The 24,697-nt window shown below is 69.8% G+C and carries 27 protein-coding genes; 8 read left to right on the plus strand and 19 right to left on the minus strand.

Features of this window, described 5'->3' with window-relative positions:
• Positions 1–160 precede the first annotated feature (160 nt).
• The gene (locus ACH4YP_RS42430) at positions 161–337 is read right to left on the minus strand and encodes a hypothetical protein (RefSeq protein WP_398496535.1); all 177 of its coding nucleotides are present in this window, start codon (positions 335–337) and stop codon (positions 161–163) included.
• Between the two features lie 14 nt (positions 338–351).
• Between ACH4YP_RS42430 and ACH4YP_RS42435 the strand changes: the two genes are divergently transcribed.
• Positions 352–795, plus strand: a complete 444-nt coding sequence (locus tag ACH4YP_RS42435; protein WP_398496537.1) for a hypothetical protein — start codon at positions 352–354, stop codon at positions 793–795.
• A gap of 90 nt (positions 796–885) precedes the next feature.
• Here ACH4YP_RS42435 and ACH4YP_RS42440 read toward each other — a convergent pair whose 3' ends face one another.
• Positions 886–1,986 carry a nuclear transport factor 2 family protein gene (locus tag ACH4YP_RS42440; protein WP_398496539.1) on the minus strand — a complete coding sequence of 367 codons (1,101 nt, stop codon included), beginning with the start codon at positions 1,984–1,986 and terminating at the stop codon, positions 886–888.
• A gap of 150 nt (positions 1,987–2,136) precedes the next feature.
• On the opposite strand from ACH4YP_RS42440, the gene sigJ reads away from it, so the two are divergent.
• Positions 2,137–3,075, plus strand: a complete 939-nt coding sequence (sigJ, locus tag ACH4YP_RS42445) for an RNA polymerase sigma factor SigJ (RefSeq protein ID WP_398496540.1) — start codon at positions 2,137–2,139, stop codon at positions 3,073–3,075.
• 410 nt (positions 3,076–3,485) lie between these two features.
• Here sigJ and ACH4YP_RS42450 read toward each other — a convergent pair whose 3' ends face one another.
• A complete protein-coding gene (locus tag ACH4YP_RS42450; RefSeq protein WP_398496639.1) occupies positions 3,486–5,108 on the minus strand; it encodes an FAD-dependent monooxygenase in 1,623 nt (540 codons plus the stop codon).
• 74 nt (positions 5,109–5,182) lie between these two features.
• On the opposite strand from ACH4YP_RS42450, the gene ACH4YP_RS42455 reads away from it, so the two are divergent.
• Positions 5,183–5,905, plus strand: coding sequence for a TetR/AcrR family transcriptional regulator (locus ACH4YP_RS42455; protein ID WP_398496542.1), 723 nt, complete (start codon positions 5,183–5,185; stop codon positions 5,903–5,905).
• A gap of 148 nt (positions 5,906–6,053) precedes the next feature.
• Here ACH4YP_RS42455 and ACH4YP_RS42460 read toward each other — a convergent pair whose 3' ends face one another.
• Genes ACH4YP_RS42460 through ACH4YP_RS42485 form a run of 6 tightly spaced genes read right to left on the minus strand, consistent with a single transcriptional unit; the run spans position 6,054 to position 9,748 of the window.
• On the minus strand, positions 6,054–6,713 hold the full coding sequence (locus ACH4YP_RS42460; RefSeq protein WP_398496543.1) for an O-methyltransferase: 660 nt from the start codon (positions 6,711–6,713) through the stop codon (positions 6,054–6,056).
• Positions 6,706–7,344, minus strand: a complete 639-nt coding sequence (locus ACH4YP_RS42465) for a VOC family protein (protein ID WP_398496545.1) — start codon at positions 7,342–7,344, stop codon at positions 6,706–6,708. The genes ACH4YP_RS42460 and ACH4YP_RS42465 overlap by 8 nt, the downstream gene beginning before the upstream one ends.
• Positions 7,341–7,724, minus strand: coding sequence for a hypothetical protein (locus ACH4YP_RS42470; RefSeq protein WP_361061293.1), 384 nt, complete (start codon positions 7,722–7,724; stop codon positions 7,341–7,343). The genes ACH4YP_RS42465 and ACH4YP_RS42470 overlap by 4 nt, the downstream gene beginning before the upstream one ends.
• Positions 7,721–8,077 carry a hypothetical protein gene (locus ACH4YP_RS42475; RefSeq protein WP_398496547.1) on the minus strand — a complete coding sequence of 119 codons (357 nt, stop codon included), beginning with the start codon at positions 8,075–8,077 and terminating at the stop codon, positions 7,721–7,723. The genes ACH4YP_RS42470 and ACH4YP_RS42475 overlap by 4 nt, the downstream gene beginning before the upstream one ends.
• Positions 8,074–8,508 carry a cupin domain-containing protein gene (locus ACH4YP_RS42480; protein ID WP_398496549.1) on the minus strand — a complete coding sequence of 145 codons (435 nt, stop codon included), beginning with the start codon at positions 8,506–8,508 and terminating at the stop codon, positions 8,074–8,076. Before ACH4YP_RS42480 ends, ACH4YP_RS42475 begins: the two co-directional genes overlap by 4 nt.
• A complete protein-coding gene (locus ACH4YP_RS42485; protein WP_398496551.1) occupies positions 8,501–9,748 on the minus strand; it encodes a sedoheptulose 7-phosphate cyclase in 1,248 nt (415 codons plus the stop codon). Before ACH4YP_RS42485 ends, ACH4YP_RS42480 begins: the two co-directional genes overlap by 8 nt.
• A 186-nt stretch (positions 9,749–9,934) precedes the next feature.
• Here ACH4YP_RS42485 and ACH4YP_RS42490 point away from each other — a divergent pair, with 186 nt between their 5' ends.
• Positions 9,935–11,509 (plus strand): GMC family oxidoreductase, encoded by a 1,575-nt coding sequence (locus ACH4YP_RS42490; RefSeq protein ID WP_398496552.1) that lies wholly within the window; start codon positions 9,935–9,937, stop codon positions 11,507–11,509.
• A gap of 66 nt (positions 11,510–11,575) precedes the next feature.
• Here ACH4YP_RS42490 and ACH4YP_RS42495 read toward each other — a convergent pair whose 3' ends face one another.
• A complete protein-coding gene (locus ACH4YP_RS42495) occupies positions 11,576–12,403 on the minus strand; it encodes an NAD(P)H-binding protein (protein ID WP_398496554.1) in 828 nt (275 codons plus the stop codon).
• 70 nt (positions 12,404–12,473) lie between these two features.
• Between ACH4YP_RS42495 and ACH4YP_RS42500 the strand changes: the two genes are divergently transcribed.
• Both ACH4YP_RS42500 and ACH4YP_RS42505 read left to right on the plus strand, forming a co-directional pair.
• Entirely contained in the window at positions 12,474–12,914 is a 441-nt protein-coding gene (locus tag ACH4YP_RS42500) for a winged helix-turn-helix transcriptional regulator (protein WP_398496556.1), read from the plus strand.
• A gap of 107 nt (positions 12,915–13,021) precedes the next feature.
• Complete coding sequence (locus ACH4YP_RS42505; RefSeq protein WP_361061306.1) at positions 13,022–13,594, plus strand: GNAT family N-acetyltransferase; 573 nt, start codon at positions 13,022–13,024, stop codon at positions 13,592–13,594.
• A 48-nt stretch (positions 13,595–13,642) separates the two neighbouring features.
• On the opposite strand, the gene ACH4YP_RS42510 is transcribed toward ACH4YP_RS42505, so the two are convergent.
• On the minus strand, positions 13,643–15,823 hold the full coding sequence (locus ACH4YP_RS42510; RefSeq protein WP_398496641.1) for an MFS transporter: 2,181 nt from the start codon (positions 15,821–15,823) through the stop codon (positions 13,643–13,645).
• 119 nt (positions 15,824–15,942) lie between these two features.
• Positions 15,943–16,440 carry a MarR family transcriptional regulator gene (locus ACH4YP_RS42515; RefSeq protein ID WP_361061308.1) on the minus strand — a complete coding sequence of 166 codons (498 nt, stop codon included), beginning with the start codon at positions 16,438–16,440 and terminating at the stop codon, positions 15,943–15,945.
• A 237-nt stretch (positions 16,441–16,677) separates the two neighbouring features.
• Here ACH4YP_RS42515 and ACH4YP_RS42520 point away from each other — a divergent pair, with 237 nt between their 5' ends.
• Positions 16,678–17,379 (plus strand): hypothetical protein, encoded by a 702-nt coding sequence (locus ACH4YP_RS42520; protein WP_398496558.1) that lies wholly within the window; start codon positions 16,678–16,680, stop codon positions 17,377–17,379.
• 93 nt (positions 17,380–17,472) lie between these two features.
• Positions 17,473–18,447, plus strand: coding sequence for a hypothetical protein (locus ACH4YP_RS42525; protein ID WP_398496559.1), 975 nt, complete (start codon positions 17,473–17,475; stop codon positions 18,445–18,447).
• 30 nt (positions 18,448–18,477) lie between these two features.
• On the opposite strand, the gene ACH4YP_RS42530 is transcribed toward ACH4YP_RS42525, so the two are convergent.
• The 7 genes from ACH4YP_RS42530 to ACH4YP_RS42560 all read right to left on the minus strand — a co-directional run bounded on the left by ACH4YP_RS42530 (position 18,478) and on the right by ACH4YP_RS42560 (position 24,311).
• On the minus strand, positions 18,478–19,404 hold the full coding sequence (locus tag ACH4YP_RS42530; RefSeq protein WP_398496561.1) for an ABC transporter permease: 927 nt from the start codon (positions 19,402–19,404) through the stop codon (positions 18,478–18,480).
• A complete protein-coding gene (locus tag ACH4YP_RS42535) occupies positions 19,391–20,179 on the minus strand; it encodes an ABC transporter ATP-binding protein (RefSeq protein WP_398496563.1) in 789 nt (262 codons plus the stop codon). Before ACH4YP_RS42535 ends, ACH4YP_RS42530 begins: the two co-directional genes overlap by 14 nt.
• A 63-nt stretch (positions 20,180–20,242) precedes the next feature.
• Complete coding sequence (locus ACH4YP_RS42540; RefSeq protein ID WP_398496565.1) at positions 20,243–21,349, minus strand: aliphatic sulfonate ABC transporter substrate-binding protein; 1,107 nt, start codon at positions 21,347–21,349, stop codon at positions 20,243–20,245.
• Positions 21,350–21,671: 322 nt separating this feature from the next.
• The gene (locus ACH4YP_RS42545; protein ID WP_327394225.1) at positions 21,672–21,773 is read right to left on the minus strand and encodes a putative leader peptide; all 102 of its coding nucleotides are present in this window, start codon (positions 21,771–21,773) and stop codon (positions 21,672–21,674) included.
• Between the two features lie 138 nt (positions 21,774–21,911).
• On the minus strand, positions 21,912–22,370 hold the full coding sequence (locus tag ACH4YP_RS42550) for an Rrf2 family transcriptional regulator (RefSeq protein ID WP_361066726.1): 459 nt from the start codon (positions 22,368–22,370) through the stop codon (positions 21,912–21,914).
• A 131-nt stretch (positions 22,371–22,501) separates the two neighbouring features.
• The gene (locus ACH4YP_RS42555; protein WP_398496567.1) at positions 22,502–23,728 is read right to left on the minus strand and encodes an acyl-CoA dehydrogenase family protein; all 1,227 of its coding nucleotides are present in this window, start codon (positions 23,726–23,728) and stop codon (positions 22,502–22,504) included.
• A gap of 13 nt (positions 23,729–23,741) precedes the next feature.
• Positions 23,742–24,311: a winged helix-turn-helix domain-containing protein gene (locus ACH4YP_RS42560; protein ID WP_398496569.1), complete on the minus strand. Its 570-nt coding sequence runs from the start codon at positions 24,309–24,311 to the stop codon at positions 23,742–23,744.
• Positions 24,312–24,697 lie beyond the last annotated feature (386 nt).

Below are 24,697 nucleotides of genomic sequence, written 5' to 3' on the forward strand. Positions count from 1 at the left end.
ACCTGGCGCGGTGCCGCGGTCGAGTACGTACGCCCTTGTCGGTGTCCGGACCGGCCGGTGCACCCACAGATGATGCCCGCCGGACCGCCCGCGAGTCACGCCTTGTGTCCCAACTGATCCTGGCGGGAGCCGAGTTGGGTCGGCGTCGTCGGCAGGGCGGTCAATGCGGCCGCTCGGCGTTCTGGTCGGCCGCTGGTGCGAGTTCGCGCGCCCGGGAGCGGTCCCGGGCGCAGTACGTCACCATGAGGCTCGCCCAGAACAGCCATCGGTCCTGACCGCGGAGCAGAGCCCATGCGCCAGCTGCTTTCCACTCGACGCCCAGGCGTCCTCGTCGCACTCCTCACCCCTGGTGTGGCACTGCTGCTGGCAGGGTGCGGGAGCGACGGTACGGACAAGGCCGCCCGAGATCGATCGAGCGCGCCCCGGACGTCGGCGACGGCAGCCACGCAGTCGCCGGATCCGGACGTCACACCCGACGAGAGTCCGAGCGCTTCGTCTCGCCCCACCGATGACAGTCTTCCAACGGCCCCTCCTGCGGACGCGAGCGCCCAGGTCGACGAGGCGTTTCGCGCCGCAGGCGTCGTCGCGCTCCAAGGCAACCTGCGCTACATCGACCCCGCACTCGGCGCACCCGAGGACATCGACAAGGCCGATGCCCAGTGCGCCGACCTCCAACGAAACGTCGCCAACCCGGACCAGGTCGTCGCCCGGCGCTTGAGTACCGCGAACCACAAGGTGACCACGGCCGACGGCAAACGGATCAACATGCTGTTGAGCAACACGTATTGCGGCTGAAGCGCGTTGCCGGTGGCCGGGCGGAGCAAAGACGCTCCTGCGTGCCGATCCCCGGCGGCGCGCTGTCCGAGGGCGGCACCGGTCCGGGGGTCAGTAGCCGATGGCCTCTCGGAGGAGCAGCACTGTGCCGCGCCCCGGGCGGGTTTCCGCGTTGAGGATGAGCAGGCGGTTGACGGCGCTGGGCATCCCGTACACCGCCTGGGCGCGGGCGTTCTCCAGGGGGAGAGCGTGCTCCTCGACGCGGCGCAGGGCTGTGCCCAGGTCGGGCACCACCTTCTGCGCGCCGACGATCCAGACCGCGTTGGCGGCGCCGCCCGCGTTGGCGGGGAGTTGGCTGCCGCTGCCCGAGGCAAGAACGAGCGAGCCGGTCTCGGTGACCGCGGCGACGCTGTTGACGACGTAGTCGGGGCCGGCGACCAGCCGTCGGATCTCGTCGGCGCCGGTGGCACGGTCGATGGCCAGGACACGCGGCCTGATGGCGTCGTACCGGCCGCCGGCGTTGATGTCCTCGTCGATGCCCGACAGCCGGAGGGTCTCGCTGGCTCCGGTGAGCACGCTGGCGCCCTCGGGAATCAGGTCCTTGACGCTGGAGCGAGCGGCCGCGGCGTCGTCGAGGATCTCGGCGGTGAAGCCACCTGCACGCAGCGCGGTGGCTGTCCGCTCCAGTATTTCGGCCGATGCCGGGTCGGCGAAGGACGCGGCCGGAGCCGGGGTGTCCGTCGCGTCTGCCGGGTTGGTCCCGGAGCCGTGCGCCGCCTGAGGCGCCGTACCCGCCAGCGGGGAGGTGTCGAGGTACCTGACCTCGTACACTCGCTCGGTGAACTTCCAGCCCTCCGCGGTGCGTTGGTAGCGGTCGTGGTAGACGGCGTAGTTCAGACCCTGGCGTCCGTCGAGGGTGCGCGCGAGTTCCTGGATGTAGGCGCGGCCGGTCGCGGTGTCGCCGTCGAGCAGGATCGTGCCGGGGTGTGTGGTCTGTACGAAGAAGTCCCACTGACTCTGCAGCCGCTCGCCCCCGGCGCGGATCTCTTCGCGGCCGACCAGTTCGACGGGAATGTTGGGCATGCGCAGGGCGCCGTCCGGTGTGAACAGCGACGCCAGGCGGGGTCGGTCGCGCATCATCGCCGCGTCGGTGAACTCGCCGCGCAGTGCCTCTATCTCGACGCGGTCCGCGGTGGCCTGGAAGTCGTTCATCGGAATCACCTCTCGGTTCTGTTGTCGTCCTCACCGTTACGACAACGCAGCCCTGCGGAATGTGAGGTGGCGGGGCGACCTCACATTCCGCAGGGCTGTCCTGTCGTAACGGGTAGAGGAACAGAAGCGAGCGAGGGAGACGGCCAGACCATGACGAGCAGAGCCGAGCCCGGCGACGACCAGAGCGATCCGGGCCTCAGCGCGATCATGAGCGAGCGGCGCCAGTTGATCAACCTCGGCTATCGGCTTCTCGGGTCCCTCGCCGACGCCGAGGACGTCGTGCAGGAGACGTACGCCCGCTGGTACGCCATGTCCGCACAGGAGCGGCAGGCCATCGAGTCGCCCGGCGCCTGGCTGATGAAGGTCGCCGGCCGCATCTGCCTGAACCTGCTCGGTTCGGCGCGGGCCAGGCGGGAGACGTACGTGGGTGACTGGATCCCGGAGCCGCTGCCGGAGCCCACGGAGTGGATCACCGGGCGCTCCGGCGCCGGCGGCATCGACCCGGCAGATCGGGTCACCCTCGATGAGTCGGTGACGATGGCCTTCCTGGTCGTCCTCGATTCGATGACCCCGGCCGAGCGCGTCGCGTTCGTCCTGCACGACGTCTTCCGCTACCCCTTCGGCGAGGTCGCCGAGATCGTGGGCCGTACTCCGGCGGCGTGCCGCCAGCTGGCCTCGTCCGCCCGGCGGCGCGTCCGTACCGCACAGACCCCGGCTGGCCCGAGCGCCGAACAGGCCAGGATCGTCAGGCAGTTCAGAACGGCATGGCAGGCCAAGGACATCGATGCCCTGATCGGCCTGCTCGACCCCGACGCCACCGCGACCGCCGACGGCGGCGGGCTGGCCGTCACTCACCTGCTCCCGATCGTGGGTGGTGAACAGATCGCACGTGCCTATGCCGAGATCGCCCGTGTGTCGGGCCACCGCACGACGTTCCTGGAGTGCACGGTCAACGGCCTGCCCGGCCTGGTGGCGCAGCAGGACGGCGACGTCGCGACCGTGTTCGCGTTCGAGATCGCGGACGACCGGATCAGGCACATCTGGGCGGTGCGAAATCCCGAGAAGCTCCGTCCCTGGCGGATCAGTTGAGCAGCGATCCGAAACACCGCAGCGATCGGATCGCATGAACCAGCGCATGGGGACCGTCCGGCCCTGTTCGGCGCCTGTGCTCCAGCACAGTGAGCGACGCCGGTAGTGCCACTCAGGAGGCCCGAGCGTCAGCTCGTTCTCGTCGAGGGCGTTGGCGATGCTCAGTTGACCGTGAGGGAAGCGAAAGCTGACAGCGACTGTTCCCTGGGCCAAGTCCCTGCCGGTCCATTCGAGCAGCTCGACGTTCTGAAGGACCTGGCCCTGGAGGGCGTGCAGTTCGGGATGCACGTCGTACCGCCGCTCCATATAGAAGTCGGGCCATCGGACCGGCTGGTGGGGACCGACCGTTTCGTCCGCCGCGAGCGACGTACCGGCGCAGTGCACCGGCCGAGGTCGAGGACGACCGAGGTTCAGCCCACCGGTATGTGCTCGCGGGAGGACGACGGTGCGCCGGCCCATCGGTGCAGGGCGGATTCGAGGCCGGTGACGGCGGCGAGGTCGGTGGCGTCGGAGGCCCAGGCGACCACCCCGTCCGGGCGTACCAACACCCCGGTCGGCCCCGCGTGATCGTCGGTCACGCTGCTCACCCGCCCGGTCCAGGCCGTGGCGAGGCGGACGAACGCGCCGTCCGGGGTGCGGTCGAGCAGCAGGAACCCGCCGCCGTGACCGTGGTCGACCAGACGGGAGCCGTCCCTGAGCCACAGGTCGGGGACGAGCCCCCCGATCAGTGGATGGTCGCCGGGCAGGTCGATGCGCTGATCGACGCCGGAGATCTTCTTGACCGCGTAGGTCGTGCCGTCCCGGGTGCTCAGCAGATCGGCCACGACCTCCCGGAGCGCTGCCGACTTGGCGTCCCCGCGCAGCACCCCGATCTGAGCCCGCGTCCAGTCCAACACCCAGGCACCGAGCGGCCGACGCTCGGCGTCGTAGGTGTCGAGCAGCCCTTCGGGCGCCCACCCGGCGACCACGGCGCCGAGCTTCCAGCCGAGGTTCGTTGCGTCGCCGACCCCGAGATTGAGCCCCTGACCGCCGAACGGCGAGTGCACATGAGCGGCGTCGCCCGCGAGAAGCACGCGCCCCGACCGGTAGGCCGCGGCCTGTCGGGCGTTGTCGGTCCAGCGGGCCGCGGTGCCGCGCAGCGCGGTCAGCGTGACGTCGGTGCCCGAGACCCGGCGCAGACTGGTCTGCACCTCATCAAGGGTGACCGGCTCCATGGGGGCTCCTCCGCGCGGGCGAAGCCGAGCGTGGGGGAGGCCGGCGTGAGCGTCGTCGAACTCCACTGTGACCACTCGCCCGGGCTGCGGACCGTAGCGGTACGCCCCCTGGGTCGACCACGCCCATCCGTTCGCGAGCTTCTCCGGGTCGGCGATGTCGACGAGTGCCAGGCGGCCGGTGAGTTCGGGGTCGGTGCCGGGGAAGTCGATGCCCGCGAGGCGGCGCACGGTGCTCCGCCCGCCGTCGCAGCCGACCAGCCACCGGGTGCGCACCGGGCCGGCGGTGGTGCCGACGAGCACGCCGTCGCCGGTGTCTTCGAGCGCGGTGACCTCCACCCCGCGACGCACCGGTATGCCGAGCCGCGCGACATGGTGGGACAGCAGCTCCTCCAGCTCACGCTGCGGCACGATCCTCGCTCCGGCGACCGCGGTGTGCGCGGCGAGGTCGGCATCGGACCAGTCCACGAGGTCGGCGTCGAGGACCATCCCCGCGAAATGCCCGGTGAACCGGGATTCGGGCGCTCGTCGGCCACCACCGGGCTGGTGGCTGCCGCCGGACTGCCGGTCGTCGGCCTTGCGAGCGAACGACCCCACCCGCCCGAGGAACTCTCGCTGCACCTGTTCGGCGGCGGACAGCAGGCCGCGGCGGTCGAGCGCCTCGGCCGTCGGCACGTTGATCGACCCCGCCTTCATCGCCTCGGCCGGCTCGGCCAGTCGCTCGATCACCCGCACCGTCGCTCCGGAGAGCGCCAGCTCGGCGGCGAGCACGAGGCCCACCGGCCCGGCTCCCACCACGGTCACGTCCACGGTCACGTCCATGTCCTGCTTCGTATTCACTGTCACGAACGCTGTTCTATCTACGAACGCTGTTCGCGTCAAGCTATGATGGCCGGGTGAACCCGAGAGAGCGACGCGCGGCACGCCACCAGCCGCCGATCCCCGAGGCCGAAGCCGGCCCCAGGCCACGGCGCCGCAAGGCCCCGATCACCGTGGAGCAGGTCATCGACACCTCGCTGGGCGTCATCGCCACAGAGGGGTACGAGGCACTGACCATGCGCCGGCTGGCCGGCGCGCTCGACACCGGACCCGCCTCGCTCTACGCCCATGTCGTCAACAAGGCCGACCTCGACGAGCTGCTCATCGGACGGCTGTGCGCCAAGCTCGTACTGCCCGAGCCCGACTCCGAGGTGTGGCCGGAGCAGATCCGCGGCGTGTGCGCCCAGATCCGCGACCAGTACCTGAGGTACCCCGGAATCTCGCGTGCCGCGCTCGCCATGGCCCCCACCAACCTTGAGACCGTGCGCCTCAGCGAAGGAATGCTGGCGATCCTGCTCGCCGGCGGCGTCGCCCCGCAGACCGCCGCCTGGGCCATCGACGCCCTCTTGCTGTACGTGGCCGCCTACTGCCTCGAGGTATCGATCGCGCGCCGGCGATCAGCGGATGACGACGCCGTCTGGGTCCACGACCGCGACGAACTGCTACGCCGCCTCGCCGCCCTGCCTGCCGAGAGCTTCCCCCACACCACCCGCCACGCCGCCGAGCTCACCGCCGGCGAGGGCCACGACCGGTTCGACTTCACCCTCACTCTGATGATCGACGGCCTCGCACACCGCTAGCCCGGCCTCGCCCTCCCGCATCGTTGGGTAGGCGAACGGCAGTTGAGCGGAGCGCGCCCGCCGGTGGGACTCACCGGCGGGCGCGCTCAGACGGATCGGGAGGTGGGCGCGCGCACGCGCCAGTCGCGGTCGGCCGTGGTCTCAGGGGCTACCGCTTGCGGGCGAGCGTGACGCCGTCGGCCATCGGGAGCATGGACACATCGACTCGCTCGTCCTTGAGGAGGGTCTCGTTGACCTCGCGTACGCCCTGGGTGTCCGCGTCCTGCGCGGTGGGGTCGACGACCCGGCCCGACCACAGCGTGTTGTCCAGGACGATCAGGCCACCGGGCCGGGTGAGGGCGAGGGACTGCTCGTAGTAGTGGGGGTAGTGGGCCTTGTCCGCGTCGATGAAGACGAGATCGAACGAGGCGGGGCCGCGCTCGGTCAGCAGTGTGTCCAGGGTCGCCGTCGCGTCGCCGAGACGGAGGTCGACGCGGTCGGTCACGTCTGCCCGCTGCCAGGCGCGGCGGGCCATGGCGGTCCAGTCCTCGCTGACGTCACAGGTGACGACCTGCCCGCCCGGCGGCAGGGCACGGGCCATCGCCAGAGTGCTGTAACCGGTGAAGGTGCCGATCTCCAGGACGTCGCGCGTGCCGGTGAGACGGATCAGCAACGCCAGGAACTGGGCCTCCTCGGGAAGGATCTGCATGATCCCGTCGGGCATCGCGGCGGTGTCGTCGCGCAATTCGCGCAGGACGCTGTCCTCACGCAGCGAGACGTCCCGGACGTAGTCCAGCAGAGCAGGTGTCATGTCGATCTGATCACGCACTGGGGTTCCTTGCGGGTCGGGGGTCCGAGGAATCGGGAGAGCGGGGGTGGTCGGTGTCCCATGCGGGCGCCGGGCCGTAGCGGCGGGCATGGGTGGTGTGTTCGTAGGGGAGGCCGGTGGATGCCTGGACGAGTTCCATCTGCATGCCCCAGGGGGTGCGGAAGTAGATCCAGCGATTGCCCGCGATCGGCCCGTCCGGGATGGTCTGGGCCGTGCCGAGCAGCTGGACTCCGGCCTGTCCTCGCAGATACCGCACGGCGGCGTCGAGGTCGGTGACATGGATGGCCAAGTGATGGCCGCCCCAGTCGCTGTTGGCCGGCAGGACCCGGTTCTGGTCCGGAGCTTCGTACTCGAACAACTCGAGGTTGGTCACCGGGCCGAGGCGGAGCATAGCGATGTGGGCGACGGCTGTCGGACGGACGCCGAGTTGGCGGCGCATCATGTCGCCGTGCGGGTCCTGGACGGGGCCTTCGCGGTAGATCAGTTCGGCGCCGATCACGTCGGTGAAGAAGGCCACGGCCTGGTCGAGGTCAGGCACCGTATACGCGATGTGGTCCACGTTGGTCGCACCCGGGATGCCGGGATGCCGCAGCCCGGGGGACGCGGTGGTCGTCGGGGCCGTGGACGTCACGAGGCGACGGGTAGTCGGGGCGGCATGGCGGCGGTGAGGTGCCGGGGCGCCACGGCGACCAGGACGAGCTGCGTGCCGTGGTCGCCCGCGCGCAGGCGTGCGCCGCTGTTCAACGAGCAGACGGCGAGGGCGCCTTGGTGCAGCACACCGGTCGATCCGTCCGCGTGCAGGAGGTGACCGTCGCCGCCGGCGACGAACCAGATCTCCTCGGTTCCCTCGCGGCCGCGCACTCCGATCTCGGCGCCGGGCGCCAGCTGGAGGTGGTCGACGGCTTCGGTCTCGGAGAAGAAGAAACCGCGCCGGGCCAGTGAACGGCTCGCGGTGTGCGCGGCACCGTCCTTGAAGGTCTGGGTGGTCTCCTCCACGGTGGTGACGATCACTGTGCGCCCGCTCCCTCGGTAGTGGGCGAGACCGAACCGGCCTGGGCCGAAGGGGTCATCAGGCTCGCGTGGAAGTAGCGCAGCGGTGCCGGGCCGGCGCTGATGGTCATCGATCCGCCGAGCGGCAGGGTGACGGCGGTGCCGGCCGTCAGGTCCACCGTCGTGGTGCCCGCCTGCGCGGAGCCGGTGCCCTCCAGCACGAAGAGCGTGTGCTCACGGTCGGCGGCCGACAGGGTTTCGGCCTGCGCGGCGTCCAGGGTGACTACGCGGGCCTGGCGCAGCGGCCCCGTCAGCATGGTGGTCAGGTCGACCTCTCCGCAGGCGGCGAGATCGATGATGGTGGCGGTGGTCATGACGTCCTCTCAAGGGCGGGCATGGGCTGGGCGATCGGGCCGGCGCCGGATCCGATCAGCGCCCGGGTGGTGGCGGGTCCGAAGACCTCGATGACGAGCCAGTTGAGGTCCTGGTCACCGAGGTTGCGGAACTGGTGGCGCGTGCCGAGTCCGTTGACGACCAGGTGTCCGGGGCGGATGCGGTGCGGCATGTCATTGAGGAGGATCTCGCCCTCGCCCTGGAGGACGAAGTAGAGCTCCTCGGTACGGGTGTGACGGTGCTCCCCGCAGACCGCGCCGGGCGGCAGGGAGGCCCATTCGATGGCTTCCCAGGTCCCGGCCAGCCCCATCCGGCGGGCCAGGCACTTCCAGCGGGCGATGTCCGCGCCGCCGTGCATGGCGTGCACGGCGGACGAACCGCGCACGTCGGCGACCAGTAGTTCGTCAGGCATTGTCGTTTCCTCTTTCGTGCAGGAATGCCGCCGCGGAGCGGACTTCGGCGGCGGTCAGGTCGTTCACGAACAGCGCCGATCCGATGTCGGCGGGCAGTGGGAGCCGTTGGCGGCCGTCGCGGTGGCGGACGGTGTCGGCGAGGGCGTGTTCCAGCAGGTCCGGACGGCACACCGGGTGGGTGAGGGGAAGTCCGAGAGCAGTCGTCACGGCCAGTACGCGATCGCGTTGGCCGGTGGTGAGCAGTCCCCGGCCGCAGGAGATGACGGTGGTCAGGGCCATGTCGATGGCGACTGCCTCGCCGTGCAGGAGGCCGGGGAGCGCGTGCATCTCCAGGGCCGGGCTGAAGGAGTGGCCGTAGTCGACGGCCCGTTCGAGCTGGTCCTCCCACAGGTTCGGTTCGAGTTCGGCGAGCATGCCGCCGATCGCGCGGCGCAGCGTCTCGTCCGCGGCCTGTGCGCCGGGCGCGGAGAGGCCCTGGAAGCGTTCGTCGCGCAGGAGGGATCCGTGCTCCTCCAACAGGTCGAACAGGCGTCGGTCCAGGACCAGTGCGATCTTGAGGATCTCCGCCAGCCCGTTGGAGAGGTGACGGTTCGGCAAGGTCGCCAGGAAGGTGGGGTCGACCAGGGTGCGCCGTGCGGGGAAGTAGCTGCCCAGCCGGTTCTTGCTACCGCCGTGATTGACACCGGTCTTGGCTCCGATGCCCGCGTCGACCAGGCCGATCAGTGTGGTGGGGACCCTGACATGGGGCAGTCCGCGCCGATAGGCGCTGCAGGCGAATCCCACGATGTCGGTGAGGACACCGCCGCCCACGGCGATGACGGGCTCCTGCCGTCGCAGGATCCCGTGGGAGTCGAGGGTGTCCACGACCCGCAGGACGGATTCGATGGTCTTGTTCTCCTCGCCCAGGTCCAGGACCAGCCATCGCACGTCGATCCCGTGGGCCCGGAAGTACGCCGACAGGCGCTCCCCGTAAAGCTGTTCGACGGTTCGCTCGGTGATGACACAGCGCCGTGCCGGTGCTGCGAGGGCCGGATCAACACCCGCTCGCGCAGGACCGACGCCCGCTCGGGCAAGGGAGTCGTCGGCTGGATCGAGCAGGTCGCGAGTGAGGACGACGTCGTACTCGACGGCTTGCTCGGCGCGTACCGCCCAAGCGGTGCGGGACGGTACGAGCGCCCGGGGGAGAGCGATCGAGGGCCGCACCTCCCGGTCCTGCGGGGGCTGATGTGTTTTGGGCATGACGACAGGACCCTCTTCACTTCGGATGTGGGGACATCGGGGCCGGCCGAAGCACTTGAGCCCGTTGCGGCCCCCGACGCGACGAAGGTTACATGTGGTGATCTCTGTGCAACAATCCGTCACTCGACAAGTGAGTCCCCAGCTCAGAACCCTCCCGGGGGAGCCCGTGGCAAGATCGAGGAGAGCATGGCGCCGCCAGTAACTTCCCAGGCACCCAAGCCGTTTGAGTACGACGTCGTGATCGTCGGCGGTGGCTCCGCCGGAGCGGTCCTTGCCTCCCGGCTGAGCGAGTCACCCGGCCGCAGCGTGCTCCTGACCGAGGCCGGGCCCGCCTACGCGCCCCACGAACTGCCCCGCCACATCCTCAGCGGCACGGTCTACGAAGGCGACCCCTCTCTCCTGTGGGAGGTGCCTCCGACAGACGCCCAACGCACCGGCCACGCCGCGTCGTTCGTGCGCGCGAAGGTTCTCGGCGGCGGGTCGGCCGTCAACGCCGGAGTGGCCATGCGCGCCCACCCCGCCGATCTCCACCGCTGGGAGCGGAACGGGCTCACCGGCTGGGGCTACGACGACGTCCTGCCCTACTACCGGAAACTGGAAGCGGACAAGGGCGGCAGTCCTGACAGCGACCCGGCCCTGCACGGGCAGGACGGTCCCGTCCACATCGGCCGCGTGACCCCACAGGACCTCACCCCGGCCCATCACGCCTTCTACGACGCCTGCGTCGCCCTGGGCTTCCGTTCCATCGACGACCTCAACGCCCCCCACACCGGCGGCATCGGACACTTCCCGCTCAGCCTCGCCGACGGCATCCGCCAGAGCACAGGCCTGGTGTACCTCCACCAGGCGGTGCGCGACCGCCCCAACCTGCACATCATGGGCGCGACCATGATCGACACCGTCGCCTTCGACAGGCGGGGCAACACCACCGGCGTCCGCACCACCGACGGCACCCTCCTGCGGGCCAGGGAAACCGTCCTGTCCGCCGGTGCGGCAGGCAGTGCGGCCATCCTGCTGCGGTCCGGCATCGGGCCGGCCGATGAACTCGAACGGCTCGGCGTCGAGGTAGTCACCGATCTGCCGGTCGGCCGCCGCCTGCGCGAACACCCCTGCACCTACCTGCTGTTCGGCGCGCCCACCGAACAACTCGGCGCGACCGCGCCCCCGGTGTCCGTCCTGCTGACCACGCGCAGCTCCCTGGCCCGAGCCGACGAACTCGACCTGCAGATCGCTCCCAGCCACCTCGTACGGTCCGAGGCCTACCCGCACGGCAGCGGACTCGGCTTCCTGCTCTCCGTCACCCGCCCCGAACCCGACGCCCACGGCACGCTCCAACTGGCAAGCACGGACCCGGCCGTCCCGCCCCGGCTCCGCCTCGGCCTGCTCGACGATCCCAAGGACCTGCACAAGATGACCGAAGCGATCGCTCTCGGCCGGGAGCTCGCTCACACCGCCCCGATGCGCTCACTGGGCCTGAGCGAAATCGCCCCCGGACCCGCCGTCACATCGGACACCGATGCGGCCGCGTACCTGCGCGCCCATGTCAAGCCGTACCCGCACCTGTGTGCCAGCGCGCCCATGGGGCCCGACGCGGACGCTCACGCCGTCGTCGACTTCCGCGGACGTGTGCGAGGCGTGTCCGGTCTCAGAGTGGTCGACGCCTCCATCCTGCCCGACGTCCCCTCCGTGGCCACCAACCTGACCGTGATCATGGTCGCCGAACTCATCGCCGACCACTTCGCAGAGGACACCGCGGTCTGACGTCGACGCTACGGTTCCCCGAGGGCACCGCGGGGGAGCGCCCGTCGATACGGGACGGACGTCGGCCTACGTCCCCGAGCGGGCCGCGCCGACCGAGGCCGCGTACGCCTCCAGCGCGGACCGCGGCTCCCGCTCCAACAGCCCGCCCAGCGCGTTGAGTTCGATGCCCGTCCCGTCCAGGAAGGAGGCCGCGATCGCCGAATACGTCCCCACCAGCATCGGCAGCTGATAGGGCAGCGCCTCCCCGGCCGCCGTGATGGTCTCCCGGGCTCGGGCGAGTGAGCCGGGTTCGTAGGAGCCGCCGACCGCGGCCGCCAACTCCCGACCGCCGAGGGCCTCTTCGCCGACAAGCTCGTACGTGCGGCCCGCGTGCTGCCGCGGGGCGCTCACCACGCGAGCGGCCACCTCCGCGAGATCCTCGCGGGCGACGGCGGCCAGGCGCCCCGCCCCCAGCGGCGCGGAGATCGTCCCGTCCGGACCCGGAGCGGCGATGGCGGCGAGGAACTCGGCGTACAGGCCGTTGCGCAGGATGGTCCACTGCGAGCTGCTCCGCCGGATTCTGCGCTCGGTCCAGCGATGGGGGAGCGCGTAGGCGAGGTGGTCGCCGTCGCCGCTCAGGCTGGTATAGACGATGTGCCGTACATCCGCCCTCTCGGCCGCTGTGACGGCCGCGTCGTGACGGGCGACGACCACGTCGTCCTCGCCGAACCCCGCGGAGATCAGCAGCAGCGTGTCCACGCCCGCGAAGTCGAGCGATGCCGGATCGTCGAAGTCGACGCGGCGCTCGCCCGCGGAACGGGGCGCACGGGTGCCGAGCACCACGTCGTCGCGTACTGCCAGTCGCTGAGCGACGAGCCGCCCTAGCGCCCCGGCCGCACCGGTGACCAGAATCATGGGAAGTCCCTCCTGAGCTGTGTGGTTCCATCCTCAGCGGAGGAACTCGACCGCATAAGGAGGCACATTCATGTCAGCAGGGCACACCGCGGTAACCAGCCCGGCGAACGCGCAGGTCGTCGCCGAACCTGTGATCATCTGCGAGACGCCGCAGGACGAGTGCGGTGTCCGGGACGTGCTGGACCGGCTCGGCGACAAGTGGTCCGTCTACGTGGTGGTCGAACTCGCCTTTGGCATCCGCCGCTTCAAGGAGTTGCAGCGCGCCATCCCCGGCGACATATCGCAGCGCATGCTCACACTGACCGTCCGCCGCCTTGAGCGCGACGGCCTGGTGAAGCGCACGGTGTATCCCACCGTGCCGCCTCAGGTCGAGTACGAGTTGACGGAGATGGGACACAGCCTCACCCATCTCGTCAAGGCGCTCGCCGACTGGTCGATCGCCCATCGGCCGGCCATCGCCGCCTCCCACCAGGCATGGGACACGGCGCACCCGGACTCGGACGCCCGCTGACCGCGCGGGTTCGGCGAGCCGGCCACGGGACCCGGCGGATCCGGGCCGGGTCCGTGCCGCCGGAAGGTCGCACGGCATGACCGCGCACGCCGTGCCATCGTGATGTCATGACCATCGAAGTGCGCCCGGCCGCGGTCTTCGAGGACGTCCGCGCCCTGGTCGGCCCGAAGTCACCCGGGGCGAACGTCTGCTGGTGCCTGAGCTACCGGATCCCGTCCAAGCTCAACAACGAGCTTCGCGGACCGGCCCGTGGCGAATACGTCGCCGAACTGTGCCGCACGGGACCCCCTCCAGGAGTGCTCGCCTACGACGGTGGCGAGCCGGTCGGCTGGGCCGCGGTGGCGCCGCGCTCCGACACCTCCTTCGCACGTAACCGCAAGATCCCGCACGTCGACGACCTCCCCGTCTGGTCGCTGTGGTGCATCCGCGTACGTCCCGGCCATCGGAAGAAGGGGATCTCGCACGCGCTCATCGCCGGTGCGGTCGAGTACGCCCGCGACCGCGGCGCACCGGCGATCGAGGCGTATCCCCTCGACAACGGTGACGCCAGGGTCGACATGACGATGGCGTACGCGGGGCTCCGGAAGAACTTCGAACGCGCCGGGTTCACCCACGTCGCCGACACCACCTCGGTGCTGGCCGGTCATCCCCGCATCCTGATGCGCCTCGACCTGCGCTGACAGGTCGGCAGCACAGAGGCGAAGCACCCGCCCGCGGGGGCGGTCGAATCAGTCGTCGGTCTGGAGATCCACTTGGCGGGTTTCTCCGTTGCCGAGCGTGATGTCCGCGGTGATGGGAGGGCGGCCGGAGGCGATGACGGTGTAGGGGCCCGGGGGCAGGCCCCTCAGGGTGTAGGTGCCGTTCTCGCCGGTTGTGGACGTGGTCACGACATTGCCATGGGTGTTGAGCAGGGTGATCTGGGCGTGGGGGACGGGACGGCCGGTGTGTGCGTGGCGCACGGTGCCGTGCACACCGCAGACCGCTGTCAGGGCGAGGTCCGAGAGGGCCGGTTCCGCTCCAGTGGTGACCTGCACGGCGCGGGGCTCGTGCCCTTTGGCCGACACGACCAGCATGTGCGAACCGGGTTCCGCCGATGCCAGCTCGTACGCCCCGTCCTGGCCTGATCTGGCGATGGCCTTCTGGCGGCCGTGGCGGTCGACGAGGGTGAGGGTGGCGTGGACCAGCGGTTCGCCGGCGCTGTCCCGTACTCTGCCGCGCAGTTCCAGGGCGGGTGGCGTGGCCGAACCGCCCTGACCGGGTGCCCGTGCGGGCGTCGCGGCAGCCGGCGGCGCGGGCGTCGGCGTGATGGGCAACGCCTCGGCGCGGCCACGGATCAGTGAAGCGGCCGCGGCGGCCAGGGACATGGCGATGGCGAGGGAGAAGACGATGACCAGACCGTCGTGGAACGGCTGCGAGATCAGGTGCGGGAAGAACTCACGCCCCGTGAGGTGTGCCGAGGCAGTCGGCGAGAGATGGGCCAGGACGTCCGGGCCGAGCAGGTGCTGGATCGGGTTGTAGCCGAGGAAGGCCGCGAACAGGACGCCCACCGGGGGCAGTTCGGCGACGGTGTGGGCGGCGTGCGCAGGGACACCCTGGGAGACGAGACCCGAACTCAGGGTGTGTGGCAGCGTGCTGGAAAGGCCGGCCACCATGAGCGAGAAGAACACGCCCATGGACAGCACCATGCCGGCGTTCTGGAACGTGGCACGCATGCCGGAAGCGGCACCGCGGGCATCGGCCGGGACGTTCGACATGACGATCGACGTGTTCGGTGCCGCGAAGAGGCCACCACCGACCCCGTTGAGGAAGATCAGTACCGCGAAGACCCCGTACGAGAAGTCGCTGGGCAGCATGAGCAGTCCCGCGAACGACGCCGCCATCACCGCGAATCCGGATGCGGCGAACAATCGCGCCCCGAACCGGTCGGACAGCGCTCCGGAGATCGGCCCGGCTATCAGGAATCCGGCGGTCAGCGGCAGCATGTAGATGCCTGCCCACAGTGGGGTGTCGGCGTAGTCGTAGCCGTGCAGGGGGAGCCAGATGCCCTGCAGCCAGATGATGAGCATGAACTGCAGGCCACCGCGCGCGATCGACCCCAGCAAGGTGGCCGCGTTGCCGCCCGCGAACGCCGCGTTTCGGAACAGGTGCAGCGGGAACATCGGCTCGGCGACCTTTGTCTCGACCACGCAGAATGCCGCGAGCATGGCGACACCGCCGATCAGCCCGGCCAGTACCCACGGGTTGGTCCAGCCCATGGTGTGGCCGCCGTAGGGCTGGATGCCGTAGGTGATCCCGGCGAGGAGGGCGCTCAGCCCGACGGCGAAGGTGATGTTGCCCCACCAGTCCATCCGCCCCGGCCTGCGCACGCCGGTCTCGCGCAACGACTTGTACGCCCACACCGTGCCGATCAGGCCGATGGGCACGTTGACCCAGAAGACCGAGCGCCAGTTCCAGGTCACCAGGGCCCCGCCCAGCACCAGGCCGAGGAACGACCCGGCGATGCCCGCCACCATGTTGACGCCCAGGGCCATGCCGCGCTGACGGGCGGGAAACGCGTCGGTGAGGATGGCCGCGGAGTTGGCCATCAGCATCGAGCCGCCGACAGCCTGCACGATGCGCCAGCCGATCAGCCACAGCGCCCCGCTCCCGCCGTGGAAGGGGTCGAGGGACAGCACCACCGAGGTGAGCGTGAAGATCAGGAAGCCGGCGTTGTAGATGCGGACCCGGCCCATCATGTCGCCGAGTCGGCCGAGAGCGACCACCAGCACCGCGGTGACGAGCATGTAGCCCATCAGCATCCACAGCAGGTAGCTCACATTCGCTGGCTCCAGCGGATCGAGCCGGATTCCGGTGAAGATCCCGGGCAGAGAGATCAGCACGATCGAGCTGTTGATCGTGGCCAGCAGCATGCCCACGGTGGTGTTGGTCAGCGCGATCCACTTGTAGCGGGGGTGATCCGCGCCGATCCACGTTCTGTGCTTGCCGTGCCCCGCGTCGGCGGTTGGGGGTATGTGGGGCTGCTCGGCGCTCATCGTTCGCTCCCGGTGTCGTTCTGTTCGAGGAGGGGACGCTGCTGTGTGCCGTCCTGGAGCAGCATCCGCTGCACGAGCGGCAGCGCGGTCCTCATCGCTGTCGCCAGGGCTTGCTGCTCCTCGTCGGGCAGGGAGGACAGCTGGGCGGCCAGGCGGGTGTCGCGCTCTTGCCGGCGCTCGGCGAGAACCGCCCGCCCGGTGTCCGTGATGGCGACCAAAGTGACCCTGCCGTCCTCCGGGTCGTCGATCCGCAGAGCCAGCGCCTGCCGCTCCAAGCGCTGCACCAACTGGGTCATCGACGGCTGCGTGACGCCCTCCGCCGCCGCCAGCACGGTCAGCCGGGCCGGGCCCTCCCGCTCCAGCCGGGCCAGGGCGGAGGCAGCCGTGAAGCTCATCCCCCGCCGGTCGGTCACAGCCCTGACCACGACAGAAGCCAGGTCGGCCAGCGCCCGCGCGGTTTCCTGGAGGCGGTCCTCCGAATGCGTCTCGTCCACACTCACCAAGTATCACGCATTTACATAGGCACCCTATGAAAACTGGGTAAGAAGAATCTCCGGGCGGGGGAGCACTGCCAGGGCGAGGGGAGACGGCGCGAGGAACGACGCCGGGCCGACGGTCCTGGCTCTCCAGAGCCGCGGCAGAATCAATCGCTGATACGAGCAGCACTGAAGCTTTTCAGGCGATCCACGTCAGCAGGCGTGAAGTCCCTGTCGGCTGGATACGTCCTCGTGATGGCCGCACCGGAAGACCAAGCTCTGTCGAATCACACCGAGAACGGGCCGAGTTCGCCCGAACCCTCGTCTCCGCAGCGACCCGCGGCCCAGGCCGAACCGAACTCTCGCCTCGACGACCGCGGCCCGGCGGACTCCGGGGCGCCGGAGCGGCCGATCGTGCGAATCGGCCGGACCGTGGCCGCCCTCGTGACGGTCGCCGCCGCATTCGGGGGACTGGTCCTGGGCTGTAGAGCCGAACAGCGCGACGCCCGAGCGGAACAGCGTGAAATCAATGCGGAGCAGCGAGAGGAAGAGGACCAGGCAAGAGCGTACGCAGAGCGTGTGGACTTGTATCGCTCCGGCTCGAACGTGGTCGTGGTGAGCAACAGCGCCCGTGTGATGAGCATGCGCCTCGTCCTCAGGGGACGCGTTGGTGTCTGGTGGGACCTCAACTCCATCAGACCGTGCACGCAGATCACCATTCCCAGCACCGCACTGTTCCGGAGCATGGCCTCGCAGGTCCCTGAGCTGCCCCGGTTGACCGAGGCCGATCTCGGCGGCCTTCGCCTGGAGTTCGAGGACCCCGACGGCAGGAGTTGGATTCGGACCGGCGGGGGTGCCGTCTCCCGTTCGGAACGGAAACCTGATTCGGCCAAGGTCGCATGGGTGGACACGGAAAGATGGAGCCTGGCTCCAAGGAAATCACCCGACTGCGCATGAAGGCAGCGCACCGTTCGTACAGCTCACGATGGACTGCCGAGTCCTACGACGAGGGACCCCGCCCTCCACCCGACCAGCGAGGAACACCAGGCCGTGGACGTCGAGATACCCCCGTTCGTACGCGACACCGCCACCCAGTTCGGGGCCGGTGTCCCCTACGCGCTGAAGGTCGTGGCCGGTCAGTTGGCAGACGACCCGGACATGGGCCGGCCCTCGAATCTGCCAGGCATCCTCACCGTGACGGTGGACGGCGACCTGTTCGAGGACTGCCCCGCCCTGGCCGTCGGCTACATCCGCGAGCCCGACCGGATCGAGATCCGGTACGTGAACCCGATCTCCTTCGCCGAGCCCGCCGAGCCCGTCGATCCCGCCGAGCCTGTTGAAGACGCCCAGGGCCAGGAGCAGCAGAAGGAGCGGCCTGCCGACCCAGCCACCGACGCGGTCACCGTACGGGAAGTCGCCGATGCCTGGCAGCGCATCACCGGCTGGCTCCGGCAGAACGCCCCCGATTCCTACGCTGGGCTCCGTGCCGGCGCCGGCCCTACAGCCATCGCTGCCCTGGAGGGCGACCTCGGCATCCGGATACCCGTCGAACTGCACGTCCTGTGGCTGCTGACAGCGGGCGACGACGGGGTCAACGACTGGGGCTGCGGGTGCCTCCCCGGTGGTGAGGCTCTGATGGCCCTGGACGCGGTGGCAGCCGCCTACCGACAGCGATTGGACGCCCAGGCCCACGAGGACACCTTCAACGCCGACCGACCCGAGGAGGAGCGGATCACTGTGTGGAAGCCAACCTGGATTCCGGTGATTTCGCACGGCGCCGCGGACGGCACCTCGGGCCTGTACCTGGACGCAGCGACCGGTTACCTGGGCCGCTGGTCCCGCTACAACGAAGGCCCTGGCGACGAGCTCGACACACTGGTCAGCTACCTGGAAGAGGCTGCCGACATGCTCGAAGCCCCGGCCCTGGCCACGCGGGACAAGCCCGGCCTGGTCGGCGGGGCGCTGGTCTGGGGCAGCAGGATCGACTCCGCGCTGGAAGACCGGTGGCGGCCCTGGACCGGCTGAGCACACGCACACCGGTCGCCATCCGTTCGCTCAGTGAGCGACCAGGAGGCCCCGGCTGCGCAGTACCCGCCGCTCCAGTGGGCTGAAGATGAGCAGGTCGATGGCGATGCCGACGATCAGGATGAGGAGGATGGCGAGGAAGACCATGGACATGCTGTTGGCGGTGCGGCCGTTCTCCAGGAGTTGGCCGAGGCCGATGCCCAGGTCGGGTGAGGAGGCGATGATCTCGGCGGCCATCAGGGAGCGCCAGGAGAAGGCCCAGCCCTGTTTGAGGCCGGCGAGGTAGCCGGGCAGTGCGGCGGGGATGATGATGTGCCAGGTGCCGCGGAGCCCGGTGGCGCCGAGTGTGCGGCCGGCTCGCAGGTAGAGCGGGGGTACCTGGTCGACGCCGGAGACGAGTCCGTTGGCGATCGAGGGGACCGCGCCGAGCAGGATCACCGCGTACATCATCGAGTTGTTGAGGCCCAGCCAGAGCACGGCGGGAGGCACCCAGGCCACGGACGGCAGTGACTGGAGTCCGGACAGGATGGGGCCGATGGCCGCGCGGACGAACTTCACGCGGGCGACCAGCAGACCCAGCGGCGTGCCGATCGCCAGGGCCATGAGGAAGCCGAGCAGGCCGCGCGAGACGCTGGTCCAGATGTACTCCAGCAGTGTGCCCTGCCGCCAGGCGTCGGTCAGCTCGTTCCACACCGCGGACGGTGCGGGCAGTTTGTAGCTGTCGGTGACCTTCGCCCAGACCAGGACCTGCCAGACCACCAGCACCAGCGCCACGGCGACGACGGGCGGCAGCACTTTGCCGATCAGGGTCTCGCGTAGAGGCGTACGGTCGACCCGCACCGAATCCAGCGCGTCGAGGCCGGCCTCCAGTCCCGCCAGATCGTGCGGGTCCTGGGGCTCCCCGGCGGCTGGGGAACCGTCCTTGTTGACGTCGACCCCGGTGTCAGTGCTGGCCATGGCGGCGGATCTCCCCACGCAGTTGTTCGGTGATCTCGACGGACAGTTCCGCGACGGCGGAGTCCTCGATGCGGCGTGGCTGCGGGATGTCGACCGTCCACTCGTGGGCGACACGCCCCGGACGCGAGGACAGCAGCACCACGCGTTCGGCGAGGCGGACCGCCTCGCGGACGTTGTGGGTGACGAACAGCACCGAGACGCTGGTCTCGCGCCAGATGCGGGTGAGTTCGTCGTGCAGCACGTCGCGGGTGATGGCGTCGAGGGCGGCGAACGGCTCGTCCATCAGGAGCAGTTTGCTGTCCTGGGCGAGTGCGCGGGCCAGTGCGACCCGCTGGCGCATCCCGCCGGACAGCTCGTGCACCCGCTTGCCGTACGCACCGGTCAGGCGGACGAGGGCGAGCAGTTCCTCCGCCTTGTCGCGGCGTTCGGCCTTCGGCACGCCGCGCAGTTTGAGGGCGAGTTCGATGTTCTTGCCGGCGGTCAGCCAGGGGAACAGGGCGTGTTCCTGGAACATCAGAGCGGGGCGGCCGTCGGTGCCGATCGTGCCCGCGGACGGCTTGTCGAGTCCGGCGACCAGGTTGAGCAGGGTGGATTTGCCGCAGCCGGAGGCTCCCAGGAGGGTGACGAACTCGCCGGGTGCGACATCGAGGGTGATGTCGTCCAGGACGAGCTGGCGGCCGGCCGGGGTGGTGAAGGACTTCGAGACGTGCTCGATCCGCGCGGCGTACTCCACCGACGTAGTGGCGTCGGCGGCCTTGGCGAGGGCGGTTGCCATGGTCGTCACCTCCTGGGAACTCATGCGGGCGATAAAGGGGGGGCGGTCCGGTGGTTACGTGACTTACTTGATGCCGAGTCCGGCGTCGTCGACCGTGCTCTTGCCCTCGGCGGTGAGGACCTTGTTCAACGGCTTGAGGTCGTAGATGCCGTCCAGCTTCGGCTTCTTGAGGAGGCCGGCCTTGACCGCGTGCGCGGCTTCGGTGTTGAGGGTGGAGGCCAGCGGGTCGTCGGTGAACTGGATCGACTTCCAGGCCGGGTCCAGCACGTCGGCGGGCAGCGGCTTGCCGGACAGCTCCTGCAGCTTCTCGTTCGCGGCGGCCTTGGCCTTGTCGGGGTTGGCGTTGATCCAGGTGTTGGTCTTCACCGAGCCGCGCAGCACCGCCTGGACGACGTCGGGGTGCTCGGCGAGGAACTTCTGGGAGACGATGATGTTGGTGATCACGAACTTCTTGTCGGGCCACAGGTCGGCCTCGTCCAGGAGGACCTTGCCGCCCTCGGCGACCAGCTTGGAGGCGGTCGGCTCGGGCACCCAGGCGCCGTCGATGGAGCCGGACTTGTAGGCATCCGGGGTGATCTTGTTGTCGGTGCGGACCACGGAGACGTCGCCCTTGCCGCTCTGCGCGTCGACCTTCCAGCCCTGCTCGGCGATCCAGTTGAGGAACGCCACGTCCTGGGTGTTGCCCAGCTGCGGGGTGGCGATCTTCTTGCCCTTGACGTCCTTGAGGGACGTGACCTTGTCCGGGTTGACGACGAGCTTCACGCCGCCGGAGGCGGAGCCGCCGATGATCCGCAGGCCCTTGCCGTCGGTGGTGCTGTAGCCGTTGATCGCGGGCGAGGGACCGATCCAGCCGATGTCGATCGAACCCGAGTTCAACGCCTCGATCTCCGCAGGCCCCGCGTTGAACTGCGAGTAGGTGGCCTTCGTGCCACCGAGTTCCTTCTGCAGCAGGCCTTCCTGATCGCCGACCAGGGCGGTGGCGTGCGTCAGGTTCGGGAAGTAGCCGATCCGTACGGTGTCCGCGGAGAGCTTCTTGCCCTCGGCCGCCACCTTCGACGTGTCGTCGTCCTTCGACTCGGACCCGTACCCGCACGCAGCGAGAGTGAGCAGGGGAAGCGTGGCTATGACGGCGATGGTGCGCAGGGTGGTGAGCGGTCGTGCGGCAGACACTGAGGTGTCCTCTCAGAGGATGGGTTGAAAGGAGGTTCGGAAATGCGAGGCGTAGAGCCTCTTGGCACGCGCCGGCACTCCACTGCCGGCCCTCGGCGGCAGGAACGCCGACGAGGGCTGAGGAGCGGAACGTGGCGTGTGGTGCCGGAGCGAATGGCGCGTCGCCGTCACAGCCACGCCGTGCCCGAAGGGATGCGGTCATGGGGATGTGCGGGTGACGCAGTCAGCAGGAGTGTCGAAGAGCGTCCGGTCCGCCCTCAGGGGCGGGGTGGCAGGGAACCCAGTGGTGTTCTGCGTGAGCCACCAGGTTCCGTGGACGGCGTCAGACGGGTCGACAGATGGCGCTGGACGTGCGGCCGAGGTCGATGTGGCGACGCGAGGTCAGAAGGGGCAGCAACCGGTCTGTGCGGTTGAGCGTTCTCATGGCCACCCCGCAGTTCCCTAGTTTTCCCACCTGGTTGATGGGGATCGTGACAGAAGGTGGCGTTCACCCCAAGAGGGTGTTCATATGGTGGACAGCCTGATCTCATGATGCGAGATCAGGCTGGGAGTGGGCCTGCGGTCAGGGGTTTGTCCAGGCGCCTGGAGCGTCGGTCAGCGCGGAGACGTCGGAGGGCAGCTCGGCCGACGCGACGTCGGCGAGGGACACGCCCTCGAGGATCTCGCGCACGTTGGAGCGCAGCGCGATCCACAGGGGAAGCAGCGACTGAGCGGGTCCGGTGTACGACAGGTCGGGAGGGCGGACCCCGCGGACCGAGACCAGCGGGCCGTCCACGACACGAATGACATCGGCGATGCTGATCGACTCGGGAGGCTTGGCCAGCCGATAGCCGCCGTTCCCGCCGCGCTGGCTGAGGACGAGCCCACCCCGGCGCATGTCGTTCAGGATGCCTTCGAGGAATTTGTGCGGGATGTCCTGGGCGTCGGCGATGGCCTCGGCCTTCAGTGGCCCGTCGTCTCGTGACGCGGCGAGCTGCAGTGCGGCACGTACCGCGTAGTCCGCCCTGGCTGAGATCCGCATACGTTCATTATCCCGTACGAATTCGGTCGGCGTCCGCCGCGAGCGGGATGCCGGGCACCTTTCCCGCCCGGCGGCCAAAGGGTTGAGGCCGCCGGAGACCAAGGCCGAGACCAAGGCAGGGCCTTGCGAGGTCAGGCGGGCAGGACGAACGGGGGGTGCGCCCCGTTGAGGAAGTAGTCCCCGACATCGCGGAGTCGGTCGGCCACGGGCTCGTACAAGGTGTGGGTCCTGGCATTGCGCCAGAAGCGGTCGAAGCCCAGCCGTGAGGACGTGGAGCGGGCGCCGATGACGTCCAGTGCGCGGGCGGTACATTCCTGCACGGCCCTGGAGGCGGCGGCTTCGGCCATCGCCACGAGGACCGATACCTCCGCGTACTCGTCGTACGTGAGCTCTTCGCCGCGCGTCAGCCCGCATTGCAAGGCTTCCAGCGCTTGACCGGTGAGCGCGGACGCGGAGCGGGTGAGGACGGTGAGTTCCCCGTAGGTGGTCAGCACCTGCGGGTCCTGCGGCGTGCCGGCCGGCCACGCCGGGTCCCAGGGGGAGTGGCCGGTCCGGCTGTACTCACGGGCTTCGGCGAGCACCCCCTCGGCGATGCCGAGACGGATCTGGACGGACACGAGCCGCCCGACCGGCGACGCCAGGGAGGCTGCGGGCGACAGGGCGTCCTCGTCCGCGGACAAGCCGAGTACGTCGTCGGTGCTGACCGGCACGCCGTCGAACTCCACGCTGCCACCGGCCGCGAGCCGTTGGCCGAAGGGGTCGGCGTCACCGTCGATCACCACGCCGTACCGGGCGGGATCGACGACCACGGCGAGCGGTTCCCCGCTGTCGGTCCGCACGGCCCGTACGACGAGCCGGTCGGCGACCAGGACTCCGGTGACGTAACTCTGCCGACCGTCCAGCAGGTAGCCACCGGCTGTCCTGTTCAGCGCGAGGGGCGGTTCCTGGCGGGTGAAACCACCGCCCCAGCACCACTGCTCCGCCGCGGACTGCCGCCCGACCTGGGCTGCGAGGGCGGGCTCGGTGAAGAACCGGGCGCTCCAGGACATGAAGTAGTGACAGCCGAGGAGCTGGCCGATGGCGCCGTCCGCTGCGGCGATCTCCCGGACGACGGCGTAGGCCGTGGGCCAGTCCTCGCCTGCGCCCCCGAGCTCGGCCGGTATCAGCAAGGCGAGCAGTCCCGCCTCGCGCAGCCGGGACACCTCGTCGAACGGGACCTTGCCCGCCTGCTCCCGGACCACCGCGTCCGTGGCCAGGTCGTCCGCCGTCTCGCGGGCCACGCGCAGCCAGTGCGCACGGCCCGTCGCGGTCCGGTCGGACTCCGGGGCGGGACCGGACGGCGCGGGGGCAAAGCCCATGGGACTGGTCTCCTCAAGGCCGGCCGCGGAGAGCGGCGTCGGGGCTCGTCTGCTTGTCGGGCACGTACTTGTAGCCCACGCGTCGGACGGTGACGATCCGGTGCTGGTGAGCCTTGCCCAGCTTGCGGCGCAGGCGCGCGATGTGGACGTCCACGGTGCGGCCGTCGCCGACATGGTCGTAGCCCCATACGCCGGCCACCAACTGCTCACGCGAGTGCACCTGGTGGGGGCGCAGAACGAGATGGGCCAGCAGCTCGAACTCCAGGTAGGTGAGGTCGAGTTCCTGTCCGTCCGCCTCCGCGACATGCCGCGCGGTGTCGACGCGGATGACGTCATCGCCCGTCCGCGGCGCGGGAGGCGAGTCGTCGTAGGTGACCGGTCGGAGGTCCGGCCGTACCCCGTCCTTGGCGAAGAGTTCGGCGGGGTCGGTGCCCTCGGGGACGAGCAGGAGGTAGCCGACGAGCGGCGCCGCGTCGTGTTCCCCGCTGCCGATCTGTGGGGTGTCGCCCACCAGGCGAAGATGGCGCACGTCGGAGAGCGGCGAATCCAGGGGAGCGGGCTGAGCCGGAAGTGCCGTGGTCATGGCAGTCGTCCTTCAGAAGGGTGTTGGGATGTCGGGAGCGGTGGGTGAGTTCACCTGAAGGAGGAGCGGCACGCGGGATGCTGCGAGTCGCGTGCCCTAGACGCGACAGCAGGCGGCGCTGACGACGTGACCAAAGTCGACATGCCGACGACGAACGAGTCGTTGCTGCGTGGGGCACATGTGCATCATCCTGCGCACCCCAGCCGGGCGCCGTCAATACTTCCCTAGTAAATCGATAGGAAATATAGGGAATGATCTACACGGCGGCTCGCATTCACTGCCGTGGCGGGCTGGCGGGCTGGCGGGCTGGCGGGCTGGCGGGCTGGCGGGCTGGCGGGCTGGCGGGCTGGCGGGCTGGCGGGCTGGCGGGCTGGCGGGCTGGCGGG

The organism is Streptomyces sp. NPDC020747 (genome assembly GCF_044334695.1).
In the GTDB taxonomy this organism is placed as follows: domain Bacteria; phylum Actinomycetota; class Actinomycetes; order Streptomycetales; family Streptomycetaceae; genus Streptomyces.